Source organism: Candidatus Palauibacter sp., assembly GCF_965237495.1.
Lineage (GTDB): Bacteria > Gemmatimonadota > Gemmatimonadetes > Palauibacterales > Palauibacteraceae > Palauibacter.
The window spans coordinates 1383966-1409914 of sequence record NZ_OZ250143.1; the positions used below are offsets into that span (position 1 = coordinate 1383966).

The 25949-nt window shown below is 69.2% G+C and carries 19 protein-coding genes and 1 pseudogene; 16 read left to right on the forward strand and 4 right to left on the reverse strand.

Translation table 11 applies throughout. From position 1 onward, the window contains the following. Positions 1-4: 4 nt before the first annotated feature. On the reverse strand, positions 5-2503 hold the full coding sequence (locus ACPXY0_RS05960) for a zinc-dependent metalloprotease (RefSeq protein ID WP_423929381.1): 2499 nt from the start codon (positions 2501-2503) through the stop codon (positions 5-7). A gap of 268 nt (positions 2504-2771) precedes the next feature. Between ACPXY0_RS05960 and ACPXY0_RS05965 the strand changes: the two genes are divergently transcribed. Further along, complete coding sequence (locus tag ACPXY0_RS05965) at positions 2772-3686, forward strand: DUF4440 domain-containing protein (RefSeq protein WP_423929383.1); 915 nt, start codon at positions 2772-2774, stop codon at positions 3684-3686. 62 nt (positions 3687-3748) lie between these two features. On the opposite strand, the gene ACPXY0_RS05970 is transcribed toward ACPXY0_RS05965, so the two are convergent. Further along, entirely contained in the window at positions 3749-5317 is a 1569-nt protein-coding gene (locus ACPXY0_RS05970) for an SLC13 family permease (RefSeq protein ID WP_423929385.1), read from the reverse strand. Between the two features lie 245 nt (positions 5318-5562). Between ACPXY0_RS05970 and secD the strand changes: the two genes are divergently transcribed. Genes secD through ACPXY0_RS06015 form a run of 9 tightly spaced genes read left to right on the forward strand, consistent with a single transcriptional unit; the run spans position 5563 to position 15283 of the window. After that, positions 5563-7236, forward strand: a complete 1674-nt coding sequence (gene secD, locus ACPXY0_RS05975; RefSeq protein WP_423929387.1) for a protein translocase subunit SecD — start codon at positions 5563-5565, stop codon at positions 7234-7236. 13 nt (positions 7237-7249) lie between these two features. Continuing rightward, the gene (secF, locus tag ACPXY0_RS05980) at positions 7250-8188 is read left to right on the forward strand and encodes a protein translocase subunit SecF (protein WP_423929389.1); all 939 of its coding nucleotides are present in this window, start codon (positions 7250-7252) and stop codon (positions 8186-8188) included. Further along, positions 8185-8964, forward strand: coding sequence for a TatD family hydrolase (locus tag ACPXY0_RS05985; protein ID WP_423929391.1), 780 nt, complete (start codon positions 8185-8187; stop codon positions 8962-8964). The genes secF and ACPXY0_RS05985 overlap by 4 nt, the downstream gene beginning before the upstream one ends. Further along, positions 8961-10724 (forward strand): DNA mismatch repair endonuclease MutL, encoded by a 1764-nt coding sequence (mutL, locus tag ACPXY0_RS05990; protein ID WP_423929393.1) that lies wholly within the window; start codon positions 8961-8963, stop codon positions 10722-10724. Before ACPXY0_RS05985 ends, mutL begins: the two co-directional genes overlap by 4 nt. Positions 10725-10744: 20 nt before the next feature. Then, positions 10745-11713 (forward strand): tRNA (adenosine(37)-N6)-dimethylallyltransferase MiaA, encoded by a 969-nt coding sequence (miaA, locus tag ACPXY0_RS05995; protein WP_423929395.1) that lies wholly within the window; start codon positions 10745-10747, stop codon positions 11711-11713. Between the two features lie 7 nt (positions 11714-11720). Next, on the forward strand, positions 11721-12875 hold the full coding sequence (gene bshA, locus ACPXY0_RS06000) for an N-acetyl-alpha-D-glucosaminyl L-malate synthase BshA (protein ID WP_423929397.1): 1155 nt from the start codon (positions 11721-11723) through the stop codon (positions 12873-12875). Beyond that, a complete protein-coding gene (locus tag ACPXY0_RS06005) occupies positions 12872-13672 on the forward strand; it encodes an undecaprenyl-diphosphate phosphatase (protein WP_423929399.1) in 801 nt (266 codons plus the stop codon). The genes bshA and ACPXY0_RS06005 overlap by 4 nt, the downstream gene beginning before the upstream one ends. 7 nt (positions 13673-13679) lie before the next feature. After that, on the forward strand, positions 13680-14498 hold the full coding sequence (locus ACPXY0_RS06010; protein WP_423929401.1) for a biotin--[acetyl-CoA-carboxylase] ligase: 819 nt from the start codon (positions 13680-13682) through the stop codon (positions 14496-14498). A 5-nt stretch (positions 14499-14503) separates the two neighbouring features. After that, positions 14504-15283, forward strand: coding sequence for a type III pantothenate kinase (locus ACPXY0_RS06015; RefSeq protein ID WP_423929403.1), 780 nt, complete (start codon positions 14504-14506; stop codon positions 15281-15283). A 31-nt stretch (positions 15284-15314) separates the two neighbouring features. Here the strand turns inward: ACPXY0_RS06015 and ACPXY0_RS06020 are convergent, their stop codons facing one another. Then, the gene (locus ACPXY0_RS06020; RefSeq protein WP_419941559.1) at positions 15315-15536 is read right to left on the reverse strand and encodes a hypothetical protein; all 222 of its coding nucleotides are present in this window, start codon (positions 15534-15536) and stop codon (positions 15315-15317) included. Between the two features lie 222 nt (positions 15537-15758). Between ACPXY0_RS06020 and groES the strand changes: the two genes are divergently transcribed. The 6 genes from groES (at position 15759) to thrS (ending at position 24415) form a co-directional block, all read left to right on the forward strand. After that, the gene (gene groES / locus ACPXY0_RS06025; RefSeq protein WP_419941560.1) at positions 15759-16067 is read left to right on the forward strand and encodes a co-chaperone GroES; all 309 of its coding nucleotides are present in this window, start codon (positions 15759-15761) and stop codon (positions 16065-16067) included. A 69-nt stretch (positions 16068-16136) separates the two neighbouring features. After that, positions 16137-17771, forward strand: coding sequence for a chaperonin GroEL (gene groL / locus ACPXY0_RS06030; RefSeq protein WP_423929406.1), 1635 nt, complete (start codon positions 16137-16139; stop codon positions 17769-17771). Between the two features lie 120 nt (positions 17772-17891). After that, on the forward strand, positions 17892-19772 hold the full coding sequence (locus tag ACPXY0_RS06035; protein WP_423929408.1) for a hypothetical protein: 1881 nt from the start codon (positions 17892-17894) through the stop codon (positions 19770-19772). Positions 19773-19889: 117 nt separating this feature from the next. Then, positions 19890-21827: a hypothetical protein gene (locus tag ACPXY0_RS06040; RefSeq protein ID WP_423929410.1), complete on the forward strand. Its 1938-nt coding sequence runs from the start codon at positions 19890-19892 to the stop codon at positions 21825-21827. A 164-nt stretch (positions 21828-21991) separates the two neighbouring features. Continuing rightward, positions 21992-22420, forward strand: a complete 429-nt coding sequence (locus ACPXY0_RS06045) for a hypothetical protein (RefSeq protein WP_423929412.1) — start codon at positions 21992-21994, stop codon at positions 22418-22420. Between the two features lie 51 nt (positions 22421-22471). Next, positions 22472-24415 (forward strand): threonine--tRNA ligase, encoded by a 1944-nt coding sequence (gene thrS / locus ACPXY0_RS06050; protein ID WP_423929414.1) that lies wholly within the window; start codon positions 22472-22474, stop codon positions 24413-24415. A 269-nt stretch (positions 24416-24684) separates the two neighbouring features. Here thrS and ACPXY0_RS06055 read toward each other — a convergent pair. Further along, positions 24685-25779, reverse strand: a pseudogene (locus tag ACPXY0_RS06055) (ISNCY family transposase); the annotation flags it as partial. Positions 25780-25949: the final 170 nt, after the last annotated feature.

Consider the following 25949-nt stretch of genomic DNA (forward strand, 5'->3'; position numbering starts at 1 on the left):
TCTCTCAGGGGTCGAGGATTTCGTCGATCCGGGCCAGCGCGTCGCGCAGGTGCAGCTCCGTCGTACGGTCCGGGTCGCGGCGCAGCGCGCCTTCGATCGCCTCCTGCAGCCCCGTGAGTTCGCCGCGCACGAAGGCCCGGATGTCGGACTGCGAGACGTCGACCGAGGTGAAGAAGTCGGACAGGCCGGCGAAGATGAAGGCCGGGAGCACGAACTCCGACGTCATCAGGAATTCGAGCCGCTCCAGGTGGCCCCGCTGCAGGTTGCGACGGTAGACGCCGATCAGCGCGCCTGTCTCCAGTTCTCCCCAGATCGCGTCCCGCAGGTCCTCGAACATCTCCCCGAGGCTGTAGTGGTCGTCCCCGTTCCGGGCCTCCGCCTCGATGAGCCGCTGCATGCGCCCGGGGTCGAGGATGAGGTTGACGACGCGGACCTGGATGCCCCGCATGCGGTCCACCGTCGACGGGTTCTCGATCTTCGACAGGATCTCCTCGTCGATCATCCACGTGGGCGGGTCGAAGGCCTGGCGCGCGAGGAAATCCATGGCGCGCCGCTGGGTCGCCTCGTCCACGAACTCGTAGACGGGGCCCTCCTGCCCGATCCGTTTCCTCGTCCGCGTGACCCCGCCGACCACGGTGCCGACGTGCCCCATGTACCGGTTCCACTGCCCGATCACGTTGCTGTAGAGTTCGGCCAGCTCCGAGTAGTTCTCCCCCTCGCGTCCGTCGCTGCTCCACTCGATGAGGTTGGGCAGTATCCGCTTCAGGTTCTCGATCCCGAGGTCGCTCGCCTCCGTGGCGTCGGAGCCGATGGCCTCCGTCTGGGCGCTCGGATCGATCGGGGTCGAGTTGCCGAAGTAGTAGACCGGGTCGTCCTCGACCTCGCGGATCCACGCGTCGAGGGTGGGTCGCTCTTCATCGGCGTCGGCGTCGAGGATCGGCCGGTAGCCCCAGTTGATCGCGAAGCGGTCGTATTCCCCGATCCGCGGATCCGTGCAGGCGTCCTCGTCCTCCGGTTGCGCGACGTAGTTGAAGCGGGCGTAGTCCATGATCGAAGGCGCCACGCCGTTGCGGCACACGAACCCCGGCGCCCGCAGCGAGTCGACGGGGAAGGCCGAACTCGACTTCATGTTGTGCTGGAGTCCGATCGTGTGCCCCACCTCGTGCGCGGCGACGAAGCGGATGAGTTCGCCCATCACCTCGTCATCGAAGAGGGCGCGGCGGGCCGCCGGGTTCACGGCGCCCGTCTGGATCAGGTACCAGTTCCTGAGAAGGTTGGCGACGTTGTGATACCACTGGATGTCGCTCTCCAGGATCTCCCCCGTGCGTGGGTCGTGCACGTGCGGGCCCGAGGCGTTCTGGACCTGTGACGGAAGCCAGCGGATCACCGAGTAGCGCACGTCCTCGGGGCTGAACTCCTGGTCCTCCTCGAACGAGGGCGGCATGCGGCCCTGGATCGCGTTGGAGAAGCCGGCCGCCTCGAACGCCTCCTGCCAGTCCTCGATCCCCTGGATTAGATAGGGCCGCCACTTCTCGGGGGTCGCCGGGTCGAGGTAGTAGATGATCGGCTTCACGGGATCGACGAGTTCGCCGCGCCGGAAGGCGGCCGGGTCGCTCGGCTCGAGCCTCCACCGCGTCACGTAGGTGCGCGTGACGACCTTCTGGTCGCTGCGGCCGTAATCCACCTGGCTCACGTTGAAGAACCCCACCCGCTCGTCGAACAGGCGCGGCTCCATCGGTTCGTCCGGGAGGAGGATCATCGACTGGTTCATCTCGACGGAGATCGCGTTCGTCGTCGCGTTCGTCGGGGGCGTCTGCGCGGTGTACGTGAGCACGTGCCGCACCTCGACGTTGCGTGGGAAGCTCTTCACCCAGTCGACGTACGTCCGGTCGGAGTCCAGCGACCGGATCCGGTACTGGTCGCGGAAGCTCTGGCGCAGCCCGAGCATGGGGATGTCGGACTCGAACAGGGGGGTCGCGTCAATCACCACGCTCGTCGAATCGTCGTTCAGCGCCTCGATGTCGAACGCGCGCAGGATCGCCTCGAAGTTCGCGCTCCGCACGGCGCGGGCGACGGGGAGCGCCTCCTCCGCCACGTTCGTGTGGGTCACGACGCGGAGGAAGATGCGCTCGTCGTTCGCACCGTTCCGTTCCCAACGGACGACCTGCGTGTTGAGCTTCTGTCCGCCGTAGCCCATCCCGTCGGGGACGGACGCGGTGCGCGTCACGAGGAGGATCTCCCGCTCGAGGAGATCGTTCGGAATCTCGAACAGGATCTGGTCGTCGACGCGGTGGACGTGGACCATCCCCGAGTCGGTGACCGCCTCCTCCGTCACGACCTCCGAGTAGGGCGCGGGGCCGTCGTCATCTCCCCCGCCTCCGCCCGAGGCCGCAGGCCCCGCCGAGAGCCGCGCGAAGGGTCGCACGCAACCCGAGGCCGCGAGGAGCAGAAAAAGCGGGAATACGAGCGCGGGACGGCGTGCGGTGCCGAAGGTGCGAAGCATGGTGTGTGTCTCCCGTTTCGGGACGATCGCGTGACGTGTCGCGGCGGGCCCGTCGGCCCGGGCGCCCAAGCTATCCGGGGTCGAAGGCGGGGCCAACCCGCTATCCGGGGCCGGAGCCGGCCTGGCACGACCCCTCGTCGCATTGACGGCTCCGCATGCGGTGGCTTAACCTTCGAGTTGTTTCGTTCATACTTGGTTGACGGTCCCCGCGCTGAGCAGAACGCCCGCCGCAGGGTCATGAAGGTTCTTTCCCGAAGGAGGTACCCCGATGCGTATCCGCACCCTGGCTCCCCTCGCCCTCGCCCTGACCATCGCGTGCGGTGAGCCTGCCACGGACGACGCCGCGATGACGGATGACATGGCGATGACGGAAGACATGGCCGAGACCATGCCCGACGCCGAAGCGGCGATGGCGGGAATCACCGACTACTGGCAGACGCACTTCAACATGGGTCACGGCAGCATGGTCGCGGGCAAGTTCGCCGAGGACGGGGTCCTGTGGGGCAGCTCGGGGGCCATGCTTTACGGGAGGGATGCCATCGGCGCGGGGCTCCAGGCGCGGATCGACGCGGAGGCGTCGCAGATCGCGATCCATCCCGGCGAGACGATGGGATTCGGCGACCAGCTGGTCGCCCGCGGACACTACGTGCTGACCGGCACCGTGGACGGGGCCGAGGCGAGGAACTCAGGATACTACATGTCGCTGGCCTTGAACATGGACGGGGAGTGGGGCCTGAAGGGCATGGTGAGCAACCTCGACACGCCCGACCAGACCATGTCCGCGGGCGACATGATGGAGCAGCCGGAGGGGATGGGCGGCGACCTGATCCAGGCGAGCGGTGACTACTTCGTCACGCACTACAACATGGGGCACGCCTCCATGGTCGCGAACACCTTCACCGAGGACGCGGTCGCGATGCTGCCGGGCGAGAGGGCGCGTGAGGGCCGCGCCGCGGTCGAGGAGGGGCTGCAGGCGATGTTCGACGCGGGCGTCACGTTCAGCGGCATGACGGCCTGGTCCGCGCAGGACCTCGACGAAGGGCATGCGGTGGGCATCGGCACCTACGGCACCGAGGGCCCGGACGGGGCCGGCGGGGGCCACTTCGCAGGGCTGTACTCGCGCGGTGAGGACGGCGGCCTCATGCTGCACTGGCTCCTCATGGGCGCCCACTCCGGCATGTAACCACCCTGGTGCCGGCCGGGTCGTCTCTTCGGGCGACCCGGTCGCCATCCCTCCCCGGGCTGCTACGGGCCTGCCACCGCCCAGTCGGGCAGGACGCCGGGTTCGATCCCGAACAGCAGCGGACCCACGGCGCGGAAGATCAGCGTGATCACCACCGCGCCGCAGAAGTTGAGCACGATCCCCACCCGCGCCATCTCCGCGATCTTCACGCGGTCGCTCCCGAACACCACCGCGTTGGGCGGTGTGGCCACCGGCATCATGAACGCGCACGACGCGGACAGCGTCGCCGGGACCATGAGCAGGAGCGGGTGAACCCCGGTCGACACGCCGATGGCCGCGAAGATCGGGAGTACCATCTCGGTCGTCGCCGTGTTCGAGGTGAGTTCGGTGAGGAACGTCATCGCGAGGCAGATGACGAAGATGAGGAATATCGGCGGCACCGCGGCCAGCCCGCCGAACGCGTCGCCGATGACGCGGGCGAGGCCGGTCGCCTGGAAGCCGTGCGCGAGCGCGAACCCGCCTCCGAAGAGGAGCACGATGTTCCACGGCAGCCGCAGCACGACCCCCGGCCCCATCACGGTGGGCGATTTCGCCCCGGGTGACCGCGTCGGGATGAAGAAGAGGATGCCGGCCATCGTGATCGCGATCGTCCCGTCGTCGATCAGGTGACCGTAGGGCAGGAGGGCGGACCAGCCGGGAATCGTGATCGCTCCGATCTCGAGCGGCGCGCGGAAGACCCAGAGCACGGCCGTGAGCGCGAACACAACGAGGATCGCCCGTTCCTCGAATCCGAGCGGACCGAGCTTTCGCATCTCCGACTCGACGACCGCCCGGTCGACGGTCACCTCCTCGGGGACGCGGAAGAAGACGTGCGTGATCAACACCCACGCGAGGGCGAGCATGATCGCCGCGATGGGCAGCGCCATCACGAGCCACACCCCGAACGAGATGTGCGGTGCGTCCGGGAAGGTGATCTGGAAGATCCGCTGCAGCGAGAGGTTCGGCGGCGTGCCGACCAGCGTCGCGATGCCGCCGGCCGAGCAGGCGTAGGCGATCCCGAGCATGATCGAGACGGAGAACGCGCGCGTCCGGTCCCGCCCGAACTGCTCCTCCATCCTCAGGATGACGGCGAGCCCGACCGGGAGCATCATGATCGCGGTGGCCGTGTTCGAGATCCACATCGAGAGGAAGGCGGAGGCGAGCATGAACCCGAGGACGATACGGGCCGGCCCGCCCCCCACGGAGCGGATGACCCAGAGGGCGATCCGCCGGTGCACGTCCCACTTCTCCATCGTGAGGGCGATCATGAACCCGCCAAGGAAAAGGACGATCGTGCTGTTGAAGTAGATCGGCGCCGTGTCTCCGGTCCGTTCGATGCCGAGGAGCGGGAAGAGGAAGAGGGGAAGCAGGGCGGTGGCGAAGAGCGGGATCGCGTCGGTGATCCACCACGTGGCCATGAGGAGGGCCACCGCGGCCATGCGCGTGATCTCGGGGCGGCCCGGCTCGAGGTCGAACAGGAGCATGAGCAGGAAGAGCAGCGGTCCGAGCCACAGGCCGATGCGCTGGCCGCGGGACCGGCCTTCGGGGGCCGGCCGCGTGGAACGATCGTCTTGCGAAGTGCTTTGGGCCATGCGGTGCCTCGCGGCTCCGGGTCGCGGCCCCGCCCGCGCGGGAAAAGCCGGGGCGCGCCCCGGCGGAGGACGCGTCGCAGCGGAGGGAACCTACCACGCGTCGCGAGGGGCCGCGTAGTTTCCTCATGGGGGTCGCTTGGCTAGCTTTGCCTCCCTTTGCCACTTGGCGGCGGCGACGCCGGCCGGTGCGCGGGCCGTCCAGGCCCCGTGGCGGCCCGCGATCACGAGACCCACGAAGAACGGTGATGATCCAGATGTTCAGTTCAGTACGATGGCGGTTGATCTGGATCGGCGTTCTGGTAGCGCTCTGCGGCTTCGCCCTCGTGCCGGAGACCGTGGTGGACGAGGAGACGGGGACGTCGGATCTCGTCTGGCCGCTGAAGCTGGGGCTCGACCTGCAGGGCGGGATGCACCTCGCGGTCGAGATCTACGATCCGGAAGGGACGCTCACCGGTGAGGATCTGAACGACGCGGTCGAACGAACCCTGACCACGATCCGCAACCGGATCGACGAGTTCGGGGTCCGCGAGCCGACCATCCAGCGGTCCGGCAACCGCATCATCATCGAACTCGCCGGCGTGGACGACCCCGAGCGGGCGAAGCGGATCGCCACCGAAACCGCCTACATGGAGTTCAAGATCATCACGGACGGCCGGGCGTTCCTCTCCGCGCTTGAACGCCTCGACCGCGCGATCGTGAACGAGGTCGGGATCGAGAACCTGGAGGTCACCTCGCTCGAGACGGAGCCCGAGGTGGACCTCGGCGAGATCCTCGGCACCGTGCCGGACTCCGCGGAGGACGCGGCCGCCCCCGACTCGATGGCGGAGACGGATGACCCGGCGGAGACCGTGGACCCCGCCACTGCGCGGCCCCTGAGCGCGTTGCTGGGCCAGGGCCGGATCCCCGGAGAGTTCCTGGTAGCGTCCGAGAATCAGCCGACCACGGCGGCGTGGCTCGAGCTGGACGGCGTCCGGGAGGCGATCCCGCGGGAGGTCACGGTCCACTGGGGCGTCGAGGATGTGGGGGCGGGCGGCAGTTCGTACGTCCCGCTCTACGTGCTCGAGGCCGAGCCGCTGATCACCGGCGACATGCTGCAGGACGCGGGACCCGCGAACCGGGATCCGACCTTCAACCAGCCCCTCGTGCCGTTCGAGACGACGCGCCGCGGGGCGCGGATCTTCGAGCGCGGAACGGCACGGAACATCAATCAGAACATGGCCATCGTGCTGGATGACCGTGTGCAGAGCTATGCGGTGATCCGGCAGACGCTGAGCCGACGTGCGCAGATCGAACTCACGCCCGGCTCGTCGCTGCAGGAAGCCCAGGAACTCGCGCTCGTGCTCCGCGCCGGCGCCCTCCCGATGCCGATCCAGGTCGTCGAGGAGCGGAACGTGAGCGCCTCGCTGGGTGAGGACTCGATCCGGCAGGGGCGGACCGCGTTCATCATCGGGATCGTCGGCGTCATCATCCTCATGATGTTCTACTACCGGGCGGCGGGCGTGCTCGCGGTCGGCGCCCTGGTCGTGTACGTGGTCCTCATGCTGGGCGGCCTGGCCGGCCTCGACGCGACGCTCACGCTGCCGGGGATCGCGGGTCTCATCCTGTCGATCGGGATGGCGGTGGACGCGAACGTCCTCATCTTCGAACGGGTCCGCGAAGAACTCGCGGCCGGGAAAACGCCGCGCACCGCGGTGGAAGCCGGGTTCGGCAACGCGCTCTCGGCGATCGTCGACGCGAACCTCACGACGCTGATCACGGGGATCATCCTCTTCCAGTTCGGCACCGGCGCGGTGCGGGGTTTCGCGGTCACGCTGTGCATCGGGATCCTCGCGTCGTTCTTCTCCGCGATCTACGTGACGCGAACCTTCTTCATCATGTACCTGAACCGACGGGGCTCCCGGGAGTCCGTGAGCATATAGGGCGGCGGCGATCATGCGGGTCTTCCAGAACGCGAAGTACAAGTTTCTCTCCATGCGTCGGCCGGCGTACTTCGCCTCGGCCGCGATCATCACCATCGGACTCGTGTCGGTGGCCTTCCGCGGCGGGCTGCGGGCGGGGGTCGAGTTCACGGGCGGCGTGCTCCTCGAGGTCCAGTTCTCGCAGACGACGGACATCGCCCAGATTCGCGACGCGCTGAACGCGGGGGGGACGAGCGGCGTTCAGATCCAGCAGCTGCGCACGGTGGGCCAGGAGAGCAACGACTTCCTGCTGCGGGTGCCGATCGGGGACGACGAGGACCAGAACGAGACGCGGGACCAGATTCGAGCGAGTCTCGAGACGGAGTTCGCGGCCGGGAGCTTCGAGATCGCCCGCGGGGATGCGCTGAGCGCGAAGGTGGGCGGCGAGTTCCAGCGCACCGCGGTCATCGCCGTCCTCCTCTCCTTCCTGCTGACGCTGATCTACCTCGCGTTCCGCTTCGAGTGGCGGTTCGGCGTGGCGGCCGTGATCGCGACGGTGCACGACATGATGATCACCTTCGGGTTCATCTCGCTGTTGGACATCGAGATGAGCCTCGCCACGGTGGCGGCCCTGCTCACGATCATCGGGTATTCGCTCAACGACACGATCGTAGTCTTCGACCGGGTGCGGGAGAACCTGAGGAAGAAGCGGAAGGAGTCCTACGATACGACGCTTGACCGCAGCCTGAACGAAACGCTGCCTCGCACGGTGCTCACGAGCGGTACGACGCTGATTTCGCTCGTCTCCCTGGCCGTCATCGGCGGCGCGGTCATCCGGCCCTTCGCCGGGGTGCTCATCATCGGCGTGCTGGTGGGGACGTACTCCTCGATCTTCGTCGCCTCCCCGGTGCTGCTCGAGATTCACGACCGGGCGCGCAGGCACGCCGCCATGGCCGCTCGCCGCGCGGGGTGACCCGGCCGGCCCTATTCGACTCGCATCTCCATCTGACGGCGGCCCGTTTCTCCATGGATCGCGATGAGGTCCTGGACCGGGCCCGGGCGCGCGGGGTGGGCGGCATGGTCACGATCGCGTCGGATCCCGAGGATGCCCGGGCCGCCGTAGCGCTGGCGGCCCGGACGCCCGGCCTGTGGGCGACGGCGGGCCTGCACCCGCACGAGGCCGACCGGAGCTCGCCCGCGCTCATCGAAGCGATCGAACGGATCGCGACCGCGACCGAGGTCGTCGCGATCGGAGAGACCGGGCTCGACTTCCACTACGACAGTGCGGCCCGGTCGGCGCAGCTCTCGAACTTCGAGGCGCACCTCGGACTCGCCGCCCGGCTCGGGCTGCCGATCGTCGTCCACTCGCGCTCGGCGGAGGCCGACACGGCGGCACGGGTGGCGGAGTACGGCGACGGCGTGGCCGGGGTGCTGCACTGCTTCACGGGCGGCGAGGCACTCCTCGATGCGGCCCTGGGGGCGGACTGGTACGTCTCCTTCTCGGGGCTCGTCACTTTCGTCTCCGAGCTGGCCGAGTCGGTCCGTGCGGTGCCGGCCGACCGCCTCCTGATCGAGACCGATGCCCCCTACCTGGCTCCGGTCCCGCGGCGCGGGCGTCGCAACGAGCCGGCGTTTCTCCCGCACACCTGCGAGCGGGTGGCCGAACTGCGCGGCATCTCGTTCGAGGAGGCGGCCGCTTTAACGACGTCGAACGCGCGCCGCTTCTACGGGCTGGAGGAGGCGGCATGACGGGTTCCGATCCGCGCCGGATCGCAATCCTCCCCGACCACGTCGCGAACCAGATCGCCGCGGGAGAGGTCGTCGAGCGTCCCGCTTCGGTGGTGAAGGAACTGGTCGAGAACGCGATCGATGCCCGCGCGCGGCGCGTGGAGGTGGCGCTTCGCAACGGGGGCAAGACCGAGATCCGCGTCTCCGATGACGGGAGGGGGATGGGCTCCGAGGACGCGCTCTTCGCCATCGAACGTCATGCGACGAGCAAGATCCGGAGCGCGGACGATCTGCGGAGGGTGCGCTCGTTCGGGTTCCGCGGGGAGGCCCTCCCCTCGATCGCGGCGGTGAGCCGCCTCGATCTTCACACCGCACTGCGCGTCGGGGAGGGCGTACGCGTTCGTGTCGACTTCGGGCGGATTCGCGGGGTCGACGCGGTGGCCCGCCGACGAGGGACCACGGCGACGGTGCGGGCGCTGTTCCACGACCTGCCGGCGCGTGCGAAGTTCCTGAAGAGTTCGGCCGCCGAGACCCGGGCCGCGGGTGAGGCGCTGGTCCTCCTGGCACTCGCCAACCCCGGGGTGGGGCTCCGCCTGGAGTCGAACCGGCGGACGAAGATGGATCTCGCTCCGGCAAAGGACTGGCTCGGGCGCATCGGTCAGCTGTGGGAAGATCTCGCGGGCACGCTGATTCCGGTCGAGGACGCGGAGGGAGCGGTCCGCGTACGGGGCTTCGTTCAGCGACCCGACGCGGCGCGGGCCCGGGGAGGACGCCGCTATACCTTCGTGAACGGCCGCCCCTTTCGGGATCCCGCGCTTCAGCGCCTCGTGGACCAGGCCTTTCGGACCACGGTCGTGGAGGGCGTGAGGCCGAGTCTCTTCCTGTGGGTCGAGGTCGCGCCGGAACGAGTGGACGTGAACGTGCATCCCGCCAAGGCGGAGGTACGCTTCCGTGATCGCGCGCACGTCGAGACCGCGGTACACGACGCCGTGCGGAGGGCGCTCGCCCGCCTCGACTCGACGAAGCCGATCGGGGTCTCGACCGTCGCGGATCGAGCCCGTCCGTCCGTGTCGCGGGGAACCGCCGCGGGGTCCGTCGAGATGCCGCAGTTCGCGCTCTTCGTCGCGGGCCGGGACGTGCCGGATCAGGGGTCCGACGCCGCAGGATCCGGTGCCCCTCCCGCCTCCGACGTCGCCGAAGTCTTCACCGGCCCCGAGCTGTGGCAGCTCCACGATCGCTACATCCTCGCGGCGACGCGCGAGGGCCTCATCATCGTCGACCAGCACTCCGCTCACGAGCGCGTCCTCTACGAGGAGATCATGGCGCGGTTCGATGGCGGGCTCGGCACCTCGCAGGCGCTCCTCTTTCCGGTCACGATGCAGTTCTCGCCGCCCGAACACGCGGCGCTCGAGGACCTGTCGGGGTTCCTCGGCCGGCTGGGGTTCGAACTGGAGCCCTTCGGCGACCGGACGTGGATCCTGCGGGCCGCGCCGCTGCCGCACGCGCGCTTCGACGCGGAGCGCTGTCTGCGCGAGATGGTGCGCGAACTCGCGGAGGGGTCGCCGCTCGTCAACTCCGCGCGGAACCAGCACGAGCGGATCGCCAAGAGCATGGCGTGCAAGGGCGCGATCAAGGCGGGGGAGCACATCTCGCCGGAGGAGGCGCGGGAGCTGTTCGACCGCCTGTTCGCGACCGAACTGCCCGGGCACGATGTCCACGGCCGCCCGACGATCGTGCGCCTGGGCGTCGAGGAGCTGGACCGGCGGTTCGGGCGCCACTAGCGGGGCGGGGGAGCGCGGTCGTGGGGACGCCGCCGGTGCCTGCCATCGTGGGGCCGACCGCGTCGGGCAAGACGGCGATCGCCATCGACGTCGCGCGCGAACTGGGTGGCGAGATCATCTCGATGGACAGCCGGCAGGCATACGACGGCTTCGCGATCGGGACCGCGGCGCCCACGGCGGCCGAGCTGGCGGCGGCGGCGCACCACGGTGTCGGGCTCCTCGATCCGCACGAACGCTACGGGGCGGGGCGCTTCGCGCGCCTGGCCACCGCCTGGATTTCGGACATCCGGGGTCGAGGCCTGGTCCCCATCCTCGCCGGCGGGACGGGACTCTTCCTGCGCGCCCTCACGCACCCGATGTTCGAGGAGCCGGCGTTCGACCCGCAACGGCGCGGGCGGCTCCACGACTGGCTGGCGGAACTCGAGGGGGGGGAACTCCTGCGCTGGGCGACCCGGCTCGACCCCTCGCTGGCCGCTCGCAAGCGCCCCCTCGATCGCCAGCGCGCCGCCCGGACGATCGAACTCGCTCTGCTGTCGGGCGAACCCCTGAGCGGCTGGATGGCGTCCGGAAGGACGGAGCGTCCCCCGCTGCGCACCGCGACGTGGGTGCTGGAAGTGCCCGCGCCACTTCTGCGCGAGCGGATCCGGCGCCGGGCCGATGGGCTGATACGGGGCGGCGCGTGGCCGCTCGAGGTTCGCGGCCTGCTGTCACGGGGCCTGGAGGATTCGCGGGCCTTCAACGCGCTCGGCTACGCCGACGTTGCGGCCTTCGTGCGAGGACACGCCGGCCTCGAGGAGACGATCGAGCGCGTGTGCGCCGCCACGTGGCGCTATGCGCGCCGGCAACGCACCTGGTTCCGACATCAGCTCCCCGGGGACGCCGTCGCGCTGGACGGCTTGACGAAGTCGGGGCAACTTGCGCGGCGCATCGCGCGGGAATGGCGGGAATCCGCGTCGAGAGCGGGGGATGGCCGGGAAATCGGGGGATGAAGAGAAGATGAAGATCGGCATCACATGCTATCCGACGTATGGCGGCTCGGGAGCCGTGGCCACGGAACTCGGCCTCGGTCTCGCCCGCCGCGGACACGAGGTGCACTTCATCTCCTACGCCCAGCCGTTCCGCCTCACCCAGTTCATCGACGGCGTTTACTTCCACGAGGTGGAAGTGAACCGGTATCCCCTGTTCGAGTACCCGCCCTACTCGCTCGCGCTCGCCGTGACGATGCACGAGGTGACGCGACGCGAAGGACTCGATCTGCTTCACGTGCACTACGCGATCCCGCACGCGACCGCGGGCTGGATCGCGAGGGACATGCTGCGGGCCGCCGGGGGCGACGTGAAGCTGGTGACGACGCTGCACGGTACGGACATCACCCTCGTCGGACAGGATCCGTCGTATCGGTCGATCACGCGCTTTTCGATCGAAAAATCGGATCGGCTGACCGCGGTGTCCGGCTGGCTGCGCGACCGCACCCACCGTGACTTCGAGTGCGACCGCTGCGCGATCGACGTGATCCCGAACTTCGTCGACCCCGACGTCTACGATCGGGAGCGCTACCGGGGACGGCACCGGCTCGCGCGGCCCGGCGAGAAGGTGGTGATGCACATCTCGAACTTCCGGGCGGTCAAGCGCATCCCGGACATCATCGAGATGTTCGCACGAATCCGGCGCGAGGTTCCGGCTCGGCTCGTACTGGTGGGTGACGGTCCCGAACGCCAGCGGGCGGAGGAACTCGCTGCGGAGTTGGGCATCGCGGGGGCGGTCGTCTTCCTCGGCAAGTTCGACTCGGTCGCCGACCTCCTCGCCAACGCCGACCTCTTCCTACTGCCCAGCGAACAGGAGTCGTTCGGGCTCGTCGCACTGGAGGCCCAGGCGTCGGGCGTCCCGGTGGTGGGATCCTCCGGCACCGGTCTGGACGAGGTGATCGAGGACGGCGCCACGGGCTACCTCCATCCCGTGGGCTCGGTCGACGCCATGGCACGGTCGGCCGTCTCTCTGCTGACCGATGGCGCCCTCTGGACCGGGTTCTCTCGCGAGGCGCGGCGGCGGGCCATCGAACACTTCGCCCTCGATCGCATCGTCCCCCGCTACGAAGCGCTCTACCGAGACGTCCTCGGCCTCGACGACGCATCGGGGGTCTCGGCCGCGTGACGCTGCTCGAGGCCGTCATCCTCGGGTTCGTACAGGGCATCACCGAGTTCCTGCCCGTGTCTAGTTCCGGGCATCTGGTGCTCGGGCAGGCGCTGTTCGGGATCGAACTTCCCGGGGTCGCGTTCGAGGTCACCGTGCACCTGGCGACTCTGTGCGCCGTCTGCTGGGAGTTTCGAGCGCGGCTGGCGACCCTGGTTCGCGGCGCGTGGTCGCGAGACCGCCGGAGCCTGGCCTACATCGGGCTGCTGGCCGTGGCCACGCTGCCCGCCGCGGCCGTCGGAGCGTGGCTTGGGGACGCGCTCGAACCGGCGTTCGAGCGTCCTGTGATCGCGGCCGCGATGCTGCTCCTGACCGGCGGCCTCGTCTGGTCGATCCGTTACTTCTCCAGGCGCGCCACGCGCGGGCGGCCGACCCTCGCCGGAGCCGTGGGGATCGGACTGGCTCAGGCGCTCGCGATCCTCCCCGGCATCTCGCGCTCGGGGAGTACGGTGGCCGCCGCCACGGCCGCGGGCGTCGATCCGCGCCGCGCGGCCGAGTTCTCCTTCCTCCTTTCGATCCCGGCCATCGCCGGGGCCGGGGTGCTCCAGGCACCGGCGCTCGGAGAGGCCGGGGCCGTGCTCGGGTCGGTGCCGCTCGGCGCCGCCTTCCTCACCGCGGCCCTGTCCGGGGTCCTGGCCATTCGTATCTTTCTGCGAATGCTGGAACTGCGCGTCTTCCACCGTTTCGCCTGGTACTGCTGGATCGCCGGCGGAGCCTACCTGGCCGCGGCCGCGATCTGGCCGGCGCTGCGCGGATGACCGAGACGTGACCGAAGTCGGGGTGACCATGCTCGCAGGACAGGTCGACCGCTGGGCCGGAGAGTCGGCCGCCGCACTTCGCCGACGGTGGGAGAGGGATGCGGTGTACCCGTTCGACAGCATCCCGTCGACGAATGACTTCGCGCGCGGGTTGGCAGCGGCCGGCGCACCGGCGGGTTCCATCGTCGTGTGTCGCGAGCAGACGGCCGGACGGGGGAGGAGAGGCCGCGCATGGAGTTCGCCCGCCGGGGCGGGCCTCTACCTGAGCATGCTGTTCCGTCCCGGGGCGGACATCCCGCCGCCGCTCCTGACCGTCGTGGCGGGGGTCGATCTGGCGCGTGAACTCAACCGGCGCTTCCCCGGTCTCGGTGCGGCCGTGAAGTGGCCGAACGACCTCATGGCGGGCGACCGGAAGTTGGGCGGCATCCTGGCCGAGGTCACCAGCGGCGGGGAGGGGGAGGGGCTGCTCATCGTCGGCGTGGGGATCAACGTCGAAGCCGGTCGCCTGCCCGCGGACGTGAAGGGGGCGGTGGCGCTCGACGAGCGCGTGGGGCCGGCGCGGCTGATCGACGTCGCCGACGCCGCGGTCGCGGGGCTGGAGCGCCGCCTGCCGACCGTTCCGGACGTGCTCGACGCGGCTTCGTTGGACGAACTCGATCGCTTCGACTGGCTCCGCCACCGGTGGGTGGAGCACCGGCTCTCGGACCGCAAACCCGCGGTCGGGCTCGCGGCGGGGATCGCGCCGGACGGAGCGCTCCTCCTGAGGCCGCGGGGCGAAGCCCTGCGCCGCGTGGTCGCGGGCTCGATCGAGGTCGGCGGGAGCTGATCGGCGTGCTCCTCACCGTCGATATCGGGAACACCGAGTCGGTGCTCGGATGGTTCGAGGGACGCACGCCCGTCCACGTCTGGCGGCTCGCGTCCGACCGTCGCCGGACCGGCGATGAGATTGCCCTCCAACTCCGTGGTCTCCTCGCGGCGCAGGATCTCCCGTCACCCGGGCGGATCGTCGTTGCGTCCGTGGTTCCCGCGCTGCAACGGGCGTGGCTGGCCGCGGGCCGGATGCTGGATCTTCCGCTCCGTTTCCTCGATGGCGCGTCGCCGGTCCCGGTGCGTCTCGATGTCGATCACCCGTTGGAGGTCGGCGCCGACCGGATCGCGAACACCCTCGCCGCGGCGGAACTCTACGGCCGCGACACCGTGGTCGTGGACCTCGGGACGGCGACCACGTTCGACTGCATCACGGCCGACGGCGTCTTCCTGGGCGGCGTGATCGCGCCCGGCCCGACCACGGGCCTCGATCAGTTGGCGAGGGCGACGGCGCGTCTCCCCCAGGTCGAGGTGGAAAGGCCCGGGCAGGTGATCGGCCGCAACACGCTGGACTGTCTGCTGAGCGGCGGATTCTACTCGGTGGTGGATGGGATCGACGGGATCGTCGACCGGATCGTGGAGGAGTGGGGGCGCGAGGCGCTGGTCGTGGCGACGGGGGGGCTTGCCCGGGTCGTCGCGCCGCACTGTCGCACGGTCGATCGCGTCGAGCCGGCGCTGACGATCACGGGTCTGGCGATTGCCGACCGCTATCTGTTCCCGGGACCCGGCCCGGCGGACGGTTAGGAGCCCGCGGCAAGGGCCCCGCTGCGGACTGCTAGCGCCTGAATGCGCGAAAGGCACTCGCCCCGCAGCACTTTCCCTTCAGCTTGTCCGCGAACTCCGGGTTGATCAGACGCAGAACGAGGTACGCGACCGCGATGAAGATCGCGACCTTCAGCGCCATGCCGACGAGGGGCAGGACGACTCCGAAGAGGATGCCCGTCACCCAGAACCCCACGGCTCCGGCGGCGACAAGGACCAATGCTGATCGAATCATGTTGACCTCCCTTGTTCGAGTCGCCCTACGTTACCGGCATCGGCGGGGTTTCATAACCCCCGGGCCACCGTCGCCCGCGGGTACTTGATCGACGCCGGTTCGCCGACTATGTTCCGCCTATCTTAGCACTCGACAGCGAAGAGTGCTAACAGCCGCGAGATCCCTCGCGGCCGCGTTCAAGCGATGATCAACCGGAAACCGAAGCGTCAAGGAGGGGGCAAGATGGCAACCGCCTCGAACACGAAGCTCAGTATCTCCCCGATGGCCGACCGCATTGTTGTGAAGCCACTCGAGGAAGCCGAGGAGATGCGCGGTGGGCTGTACATTCCCGACACCGCGAAGGAGAAGCCCCAGCAGGGCACCGTCGTCGCCGTGGGCCCCGGCCGCCTCAACGACGACGGCGTGCGCATCCCGATGGAGGTCAAGACGGGAGACCGGGTCCTCTACGGCAAGTACACCGGAACCGAAGTCAAGCTGGATGGCGGGGACTACCTGATTGTCAAGGAAACCGACGTTCTGGCCGTCCTGTGAGGCGTTGGTCGTAACCCAACCGATCGATCCTGTTGACAGAGGCGCCCGAAGTGGGCGAAGGAGATGAAGATGGCGAAGGATCTGGAATTCGATACTGCGGCGCGGCAGGGCCTGAAGGCGGGCGTGGACAAGCTTGCCCGCGCGGTGAAGGTCACGCTCGGCCCCAAGGGGCGGAACGTGGTCCTGGAGAAGAAGTTCGGCAGCCCGACGATCACCAAGGATGGTGTGACCGTCGCGAAGGAAGTCGAGCTCGATGACCCGGTCGAGAATCTCGGCGCGATGATGGTCAAGGAAGTCGCAACCAAGACCTCCGACGCGGCGGGCGACGGCACGACCACGGCCACGGTGCTCGCGCAGTCGATCTTCACCGAGGGTCTGAAGAGCGTGACGGCCGGCGCGAACCCGATGGCGCTCAAGCGGGGGATCGAGAAGGCGGTCGAGGCGGTCGTCGCGAACCTGCACGAGATCTCCGTCGAGACTACGGGCAAGAAGGAGATCGCCCAGGTCGCGGCGATTTCGGCCAACAGTGACCGGGAGATCGGCGAGCTGATCGCCGACGCGATGGAGAAGGTCGGGAAGGACGGCGTCATCACGGTCGAAGAGGCCCGCGGCCTCGAGACGGATCTCGAGACGGTCGACGGGATGCAGTTCGATCGCGGCTACCTCTCACCCTACTTCGTCACGGATCCGGACAAGATGGAGGTCGTGCTCGACGAGCCGGTCATCCTGATCCACGACAAGAAGGTCTCGGCCATGAAGGACCTGCTTCCGGTCCTCGAGAAGGTCGCGCAGATGGGCAAGCCCCTCCTGATCGTGGCGGAGGATGTCGAGGGCGAGGCGCTCGCCACGATCGTCGTCAACAAGCTGCGCGGGACGCTCAAGGTCGCGGCCGTCAAGGCGCCGGGCTTCGGCGACCGCCGCAAGCAGATGCTGCAGGACGTCGCGATCCTGACGGGCGGCCAGGTGATCTCCGAGGAACTCGGCTTCAAGCTGGAGAACACGGTGGTCGGCGACCTGGGGCAGGCGAAGCGGATCGTCATCGACAAGGACAACACGACCATCATCGACGGCGCCGGTGACACGGACCGGATCCAGGGCCGGATCAGCGAGATCAAGGTCGCGATCGACAAGTCGACGTCGGACTACGACCGCGAGAAGCTGCAGGAGCGGCTGGCGAAGCTGGCCGGCGGCGTGGCGGTCATCAACGTGGGCGCGGCGACCGAGACCGAGATGAAGGAGAAGAAGGCTCGGGTCGAGGACGCGCTGCACTCGACGCGCGCGGCGGTCGAGGAAGGCATCGTGCCGGGCGGCGGCGTGGCGCTGCTCCGGAGCCAGACGGCGCTGGACGGCGTCGAGGGCGCCGACGCGGACGAGATGATCGGGATCAAGATCGTACGCCGCGCGATCGAGGAGCCGATCCGCACGATCGCCTCGAACGCGGGCGCCGAGGGTGCGATCATCGTCGAGAAGGTCCGCGAGGCCGAGGGGCACAACACCGGCTACAACGCGGGAACCGGTGTGTACGAGGACATGGTGAAGGCCGGTGTCATCGACCCGACCAAGGTCACGCGCACGGCGCTCCAGAATGCGGCCTCGATCGCGGGTCTGCTCCTCACGACCGAGGCGGTCGTCGTCGAGCGCCCCGAGAAGGAGGACGCGGCGGCGGCCGGGATGCCCGGCGGCGGCATGGGCGGCATGTACTAGCAGTCCGTCTGCCGAAGGCCCGCGGGACGGTGATCTTCGTCCCGCGGAAGGGAAGTACGCGAAGGCCCGGCTCCGGCCGGGCCTTCGCGCATCCGGGCGGCGCGGTTACGATGGGGCGCGATGACCTCGATACCATGGCTCCCCCGCATGCCGGCAGGGACCGGCGTTGCACGGCCGGCGGCGCTCGGCCTCGCCGCGCTGCTGTCGCTCGCGTGCGCCGACGCCACGGGGCCGGACGGGTCGCCCTGCGATGTGGTCACGCGCCGCGGCGCGGCCGAGTTGTCGCTGTCGCTGGCGCCCGGAGAGATGTGCGCAGTCCCACTGGACGATCTCGTGTCCATGGAGGTGGAATCGGGTACCACCTCCGCCCAATATCTCATCGCGGTACAGAGCGGCTTCAGGTCGCCCGGCGCGCGCATCCGCCTCCGCCTCTCGGCGAGGGGCCGCGAGGCGACGGCCGCACAGGTGCCGGCGCTCTCTTCCGCTCCCCGTCTGATCTCGACTGAGGGGCGGCGTCTGGAAGCGGCATCGTCGGCGGAACTGACCCTGCGAGCATCCGCGCGACGCGCTCTGCTCGGCGCGCGACCGTTGAACGCGACCCGGCCGCGCCCGCTCCTTCCCGCGGAGTGGGCGTCCGGAGCGGAGTCCAGGGGCGCGACACGACCCCCGGTGCCCGGGGATACGGTCGTCTTCCGGAACGCGGTGGATCCGGATCTCGGCGTCGATTGCGCGGGGATCCACGACGTGACCGCGGTCGTTCGCGCCGTGGGCCCGAACCTGGCGGTCGCCGAAGATGTGGAGGGGTCCGGGTGGGTGTCCGACGCGGAGTACGCGACCGTGATCCGGGGGCTGGAGAACATCGTCTTCCCGGTGGTCACGGCGTACTTTGGCGAACCCGCCGACATCGACGGGAACGGCGTCATCTGGGTGCTGTTCACTCCGGTGGTGAACCGGACGACCCCTCGCAACAGCACGACGCGGATCTCCGGCTTCTTCAACCCCGTTGACCTGGCCGACCCCGAGAGCTGTGCGGCCTCGAACGGCGGCGAACTCCTGTGGCTTCTCGCGGCCGATCCCGACGGTCGGTACTCGAAACCGGTTCCGGCGTCCTTCGCCACGACCCGGGCGATCGGGGTCGCCGCGCATGAACTCGCACACCTGATTTCGGCCGAACGGCGCGCCGTACTCGAGGGTGGGAGCTTCGCCCACCTCGAGGCGGTGTGGCTGAGCGAAGGACTCGCCCATTCGGCGGAGACCGTCGTCGGGATGTCCCTCGGCAGGCTGCGTCCCGGCAGCAACTACGGTTTCGAGGAACTGGCCGCGCTCCCCGAGACCTTCCGCACATATTTTTTTCCGAACTTCCGGCGGGCCGCGTACTACCTGACCGATCCCCACCGGACGCCCGCGCTCGGAGACGAGGAGGGCCGCGATCCGTCCGGCGTTCCCTCGCTGGCCATGCGAGGCTTCGGCTGGCTCCTGCTGCGCTGGTTCGCGGATCAGTACGCCGTCGGCGCGGGGGGCCTGCTTGGCGGTCCTCCTGAGGAAACCATCTTCCGCGACCTGGCGGGTGGCGGCCCGGGCCGAACGCGTGGCGTGGAGAACCTCGAACGGGTCGCGGCCTCGGTGGGCGCGCCGGGGGACTGGGAGGCACTTCTCGCGACCTGGGCCCTGGCTCCCATCGCGGACGACCGGCAGGGAGAGACACCCCTCTCGACCCAGGTCACGAGCCTGCAACTGCGGGACGCGTTCGCAGCACTGCACCGGGAGCTGGAGGGCGAGGAGCCCTTCGACCGCGAGTTTCCGCTCTTCACGACGGACATCGCGCTCACGGCCGACACCGACGTCCGGGTCGACTTCGAACTGAACGCGGCGACGGGCCGGTACTTTGTGCTCGAGAGCGACGGACCGCACCCGCCGCTCCGGGTCCGGCTGACGACCCTGGCCGGTGGACGCCTGCCCGGATCGGGGGGGGTCCGGTTCGTCGTGCTCCGCACCCGCTAGCGGGCGACTTCCGCGGCGAGCCCGTATCTTGACCGCGAGAGCTGCGGTCGGGCCGCGCCGGGCGTATCGGGCGGTCGCGGGCAGACCCGTGGCGGAGAAACAGGGAGTGAGCGAGGGATGAGACCACGCGACCGGTGGTGGCCGTGCATGGCCGGGTTCTCCGGCCTCGCCCTTGCGGCCTGCGGAGGAGAGGGTACGATGGATCCCCCGCCCCCGGTCGTCATGGGGTGTAGGGCGGGTGCGCCGGAGACGCCGGTGTCCGGTTCGATCACCACCGTGGACATCGCGCCGGGCGAACTCGTCACGCTGGACTCTCCCGGCGATGTGCGCGCGTTCCGGCTGGCCGGCGGCGAGGAGCCCCGCAACTACGAGGTCATCGTACAGAGCACCTCGATCGTACCGGGGCTGAGCACGCAGGGCTGCATACGCGTGCGCGCCGAGCGTGCCTCGGCGAACGCGGCGCCCGCCCGCCCCGAGCCTCTCACCCCCGTGGGTGGATTCACGAGCCGCGACCTCCGGCGCCGGGCCTCCTGGTTCGAGAACGAGCGTCTGCTGCGGGAGCGGGAGCAGGAGGAACTGGCGAGGGTCGGTGCGCGACCCATCCGGCAGCGCACGCGGAGGTTCGACGCGGCGGCTCCGATGGCGGCGATGGCGCCGCCCGGGCTCGGCGACACGCTCTCGTTCACCATCGGCGTGAACTCGGAGTTGAGGGTCGACTGCCGCAACACGACGCTCATTCGGGGCGAGGTCCGGCATGCGGGCGAGCACTTCACGGTCGTGGAGGACCTCGAGTTCGCCACCCAGCCGGCGAGCGACCGCTTCACGGAAGAGGAATTCGAGACCATCGGACGGCAACTCGACGAGATCGTGTACCCGATGGACGTCGCCTACTTCGGAGAGCCGGGGGACATCGATGACAACGGGACGGTGTTCGCCCTCATCACGGCCGAGGTGAACAAGCTCACCCCCGCCGGCGAAGAGAGCATCGTCGCCGGCTTCTTCCTCGCACAGGACCTCACGTCGGCAAGCAGTTGTCCGGCGTCGAACGAGGGGGAGATCTTCTATCTCGTGGGCCCCGACCCGGACGAGGACTACGGTGCGGACATCAGCCTGACCTTCGCGAACGCCCTCGCGCGCACGACGGTCGCGCACGAGTTCGTCCACCTTCTGAGTACGCAGCAGCGGGTCACGCTCGGGAACGGGAGCTTCAGCGACCGCGAGGTGGCATGGCTCGACGAGGGGATGGCCCACCTCGCCGAGGAGATCGCCGGGTTGCGCACCGGAGGCTTCGGGACGCGCGACAACCTGGACCTCGAGGCGATCACCGCGAACGAGGAACAGCTCACCGTCTACAATCACTTCCACGTGCTGAACCACATCCGGCTGGGCCGCTTCCTTCGGGGCGGCTGCCCGACGCCCGACCCGGACGGCCCCGCCTCCGTATTGGCGCTCGGCGACAGCGGAGGAGAGGACCCGACAGGGGTCGAATCGCTCGCGTTTCGAGGCTTCGGCTACAGCTTCGTGCGCTGGCTCGGAGACCAGTTCGGGGAGTCCGGGGACGGGGGCGCGCTGCCGGGCAGCCGTGAGGAGGGGCTGTTCCGCGAACTGTCGTCGGGCGGACCCGCGCACGCGAAGAGCACCGGCAACGTGGAGCGCGCAATCCGCACGGTGGCGGGATCGGACCTGTCGTGGGGCGACCTCCTTCCCTTCTACCTGGCGTCGCTGGTCGCGGACGACAACGCACCGGAGGAAGCGGATCCGCGCACGCAGTGGCGAACCTGGAACCTGAGGGGCCTGTACGGGCAGCTGAACGGCTCGAACCTCGGCGACGAATGTCCGTTTACGCGCGAATTTCCGCTCTCCCCCTCGAGGGTGTCGCTGCACGCGGGGACGAACAGCGCGATCGAGTTCATGGTGAACGCGTCCACGGGGCGCTTCGTGTCGTTGACGGGCACCGGCGCCCACCCCGACGTGCTCGTCCAGATCACGGATGATGACGGGGACAACCTGCCGTCCCGGGCGAGGCCGCAGGTCACGATCCTCAGAGTCCGGTGAGCCATCGGCATCGCCATGCCAGTGGGATGGGACGCCCCGTCCTCTACTGTTTGCTGGTGTTTCTGTCTGGGGCAGTCACGGGTTGTGCGGCTCAGACGAGACTCGGCGAAGGCCCGGACCGGGTCGGAGAGATCGGCCCCGCGTCGTTCGAGGGAAGGGTGCGAGTGGTCGGGAGCGACCCGTTCCCGTACACGGTCGTTGAGGCGGAAGACGGCCAGTCACGGCTGGTGACCGGCGTGCTCCTCGAAGAGATCCGGCGGCTGGCCGGGGCCCGGGTGCGCCTCACGGGTCGGCTTGTGAGGGCCGCACTTCCAGGCACGGCTCTCGAGGCCTCGTCCTGGGAAATCCTGTCGGTGGGAGGCGAGCGACCCCTGGTCGGGCGGCTCGAACGCGACGCGGACGGCTTTCGTCTCGTTCGGCCCCGGGGAACAGTGCATCGGCTCGGTTTCGTTTCGGGCACGCTCGCCGACCGCTTGGGCGCGTTCATCTGGGTCGTAGTCGATGAGGGAGGGGGCGTCGTCCACTACGGAGTCGTGCGGGCCCCCAAGGCCGGGTCCTCACGCGGATTTGGCGATCATCCAGCCCGACCCTAGCTTCCGCGTCCACCGACAGCCGACGAAAATCGTCCATCGACGGGTAGGCCGATGAACGACCCCCACATCTCCATCTCGCTCCCCGACGGCTCCTCGAAGGCACTGGCGTCCGGCGCCACCGCGGCGGACCTTGCCGCCGCCATCGGTCCCGGGTTGGCTCGGGCGGCGGTAGCCGCGCGAATCGATGGGCAGCTATCGGATCTCTCGGTGCCGCTCCCCGACGGGGCCGAGGTGGCGATCGTCACCCGCGACGACGGCGATCCCGACGCGCTCTACGTGCTCCGGCACTCCGCGGCGCACGCGTTGGCGACGGCCGTCCGCGAACTCCATCCGGGGGCGGGGATCGGCTTCGGCCCGCCCATCGACGACGGTTTCTACTATGACTTCGACGTCCCCGCGCCCTTCACGCCCGAGGATCTGGACAGGATAGAGTGTGCGATGGCCGAAGTCGTCACGGCGGACGACCGGTTCGAGCGCCGCGAAGTCGGACGCGACGAAGCGCAGGAACTGTTCGCCGACGATCCCCTCAAGCTGGAGCGGCTGGCCGAGATCCCGGAGGACGAGGCGATCTCCGTCTATCGCAACGGCCCTTTCCTCGATCTCTGCCGCGGTCCGCACGCGCCGAGCACCGGCGAGATCCGCCACTTCAAGCTCCTCAGCGCTGCGGGGGCGTATTGGCGCGGCGACGAACGGCGGCGGATGCTGCAGCGCATCTACGGCACCGCCTTCTATTCGGGCGGCGCGCTCGAGGCCTTCATCACCCGCCACGAAGAGGCGCGGCAACGGGATCACCGGAAGCTGGGGCGCGAACTCGACCTGTTCTCGATCCAGGAGGATATCGGTCCGGGCCTCGTGTGCTGGCACCCGAAGGGCGCGCGCATACAGCAGGAACTGCGGCGCTGGATCGAGGACCTGCAGCAGTCGCGCGGCTACGATGTCGTGTACACGCCCCACCTCTCGAGCGAAGCGCTCTTCCGGCGCTCCGGACACCTGCCGAACTACGCGGAGAACATGTATCCCCGCATGGAGGGCGCCGAAGGCGAGGCGTTCCGCGTGAAGCCCATGAACTGTCCGGGGCACATCACGATCTACGCGGCGCGCCCGCGCAGCTACCGAGACCTCCCGGTCCGGCTGTCGGAGGTCGCGAACGTGTACCGATACGAGCGGTCGGGGACGCTGCACGGGCTGCTGCGCGTACGGATGCTCACCATGGACGACGGGCACGTCTTCTGTACTCCAGACCAGATCGAGGACGAGATCTTCATCTGTCTCGGACTGGTGGACACTGTGATGACGACCTTGGGCCTCGACTATCGGTTCGATCTTGCAACACGTCCCCACGGGGAGAAGCGGATCGGCGGCGACGAGGTTTGGGATGTGGCCGAAGCGGCACTGCGCGAAGCGTTGGAGCGCGGCGGGCTGGAGTATGAACTCGACGTAGGTGGCGGGGCGTTCTACGGTCCCAAGATCGACATCAAGTACAAGGACGCCATCGGGCGCGAATGGCAGGGGGCAACCATCCAGTTGGATTTCAACCTGCCTGCCCGCTTCGAACTGGAGTACATGGGGCCGGACAACAAGCCGCACCGGCCGGTGATGATCCACCGCGCGATCTTCGGCACCCTGGAGCGCTTCACGGGCGTCCTCATCGAGCACTTCGCCGGCGCGTTTCCGCCCTGGCTCGCGCCCGTGCAGGTCCGCATCCTGCCGATCGCCGACGCGCACGCCGAGGCCGCGGGCGGCATCCGGGACCGGCTCGCCGAGGAGGGCCTGCGCGTCGAACTCGACGACCGCTCGGACACGCTCGGCTACCGCATCCGCGACGGAGAACTGCAGAAGATCCCCTACCTGCTCGTCGTCGGAGACCGCGAGATCGAGGCCGGCACGGTCGCCGTGCGCGCCCGAGGCGCGAAGCGGAAGCAGGAGATCGTCCCCCTCGACGACTTCGTATCCCGCGCTCGTGCGCGGGTGGAAGAGAAGGCCCTCTCCGCCTGACGTTTACGGGCGGAGACGCTAGGAAGTTCGCCCACCATCGGCCCCATGCACCAGTCTTGCCCCGCCCCAATGTAGGGAGCAAATGAAGTTGTCCGGTTTGGTAGCACGTAACATGTCCGGTTTGAACACGGCCCCGGCTCCGGCTCGCTACGCTCGCCTCCGCGGGGGCCGTGTCGCGCGTCACGCGCCGTCCCTCCCGCCCCGTTCGAGGTCGCCAGCGGACATCCCTGCCGGTCGTAGCGGCCCAGCCGGAGCCTGTCGTGGAACACCGACATGCTCCCGTCCTCGTACTCGTGTACCCGGACCTTCGCCCGCACGTAGTGGATCCGGTGCGGCTGGGGCGCGATCCGGAGCCGCTTCCCGCGGTACGACACGCAGTTGTCGTTGCCCACCGTCCGCGCCTCCCGCAGGCACGGGATGTCGTCCAGCCTCACGTCCGACAGCGGCACGAACGCCGTCCCCTCCCCGGCCGCCTCCACCCCGAACGCCGCGTTGAACCGGGGCCAGTACGCCCCGAGGTACTCGTTCGCCTCCCCCATGTCCGCGATCCCCTCGCGCGCCAACTCGTTGGGCAGGCGTCCCTGAAGCGTCCGGAACAGGCGCTCGCACCGCCCCCGCGCCTGCGGCGAGTACGACGGGATCATCTCGATCCCCAACTCCCCCATCGCCCGCCCGAACTGGGTCGGCCTGCTCCGGTCCACCTTCTCCCCGGCCTTGGGGGTGTGCCAGTAGTGCGAGCCGCGATCCGTGTACAGGCTGGCGAACAGCCCCTTCGCCTCCACCGTCTCCCGCACGCCCCGGAAGCTCGACCACGTCCCCTCCTCCGCCACGCAGAACCCGGAGTACACCCGCCCCGTCGCGTCGTCCGACGTCACGATCAGATCCCACACCCGCCCCGGCACCCACTCGTGCGTGGAGCCGTCCTGGTGCACCATCAGCCCCTCCAGGGGCTTCCGGGGACGTCTCAGCCGGTGTCGGCCACGACGCCGGCCACGCTTCACCAGGCCCGCCCCCTGGAGGCGGTTCTTCACCCACGTGTACGACCGGCGCCCACCGTGATCCTCCACGTACCGCTCGTGGAAGTGCCGCACGCTCCAGCCCTCGTACTCCTGCCCGTACAGCGCCTCCAGCGCCGCCACCTCCGCCGCCGGCGCCCGCCGGTGCGAGCCCCCGGCCACCCGCCCGTCCCGAAGCCCCTCCGGACCGCCCGCCTCGTACCTCGACGCGTAGCGCCGGAACGTCCGCTCGCTCACCCCCAGAACGCCCGCCGCCCACCCCTGCGTCATCTCCCCCCGCAGCCACGCCCGGTACAACTCCTCGAACCTCAACGTCCGCGCCGCCCGCGGCAGCTCCGTCCGGTCCATACCGCCTCCTCCGAGACCATGTTGAAACCGGACAGGTTATGTGCTAAAGAACCGGACAGATTATGTGCTCGTAACAGTCTTGCCCCGCCCCAATTGGGAGGGGTAGCATACGATTCGTCGTAGGTTGGTTCGCTTCGAACCGTCACGGCCCCTAGTGTTATGTCCCGTAA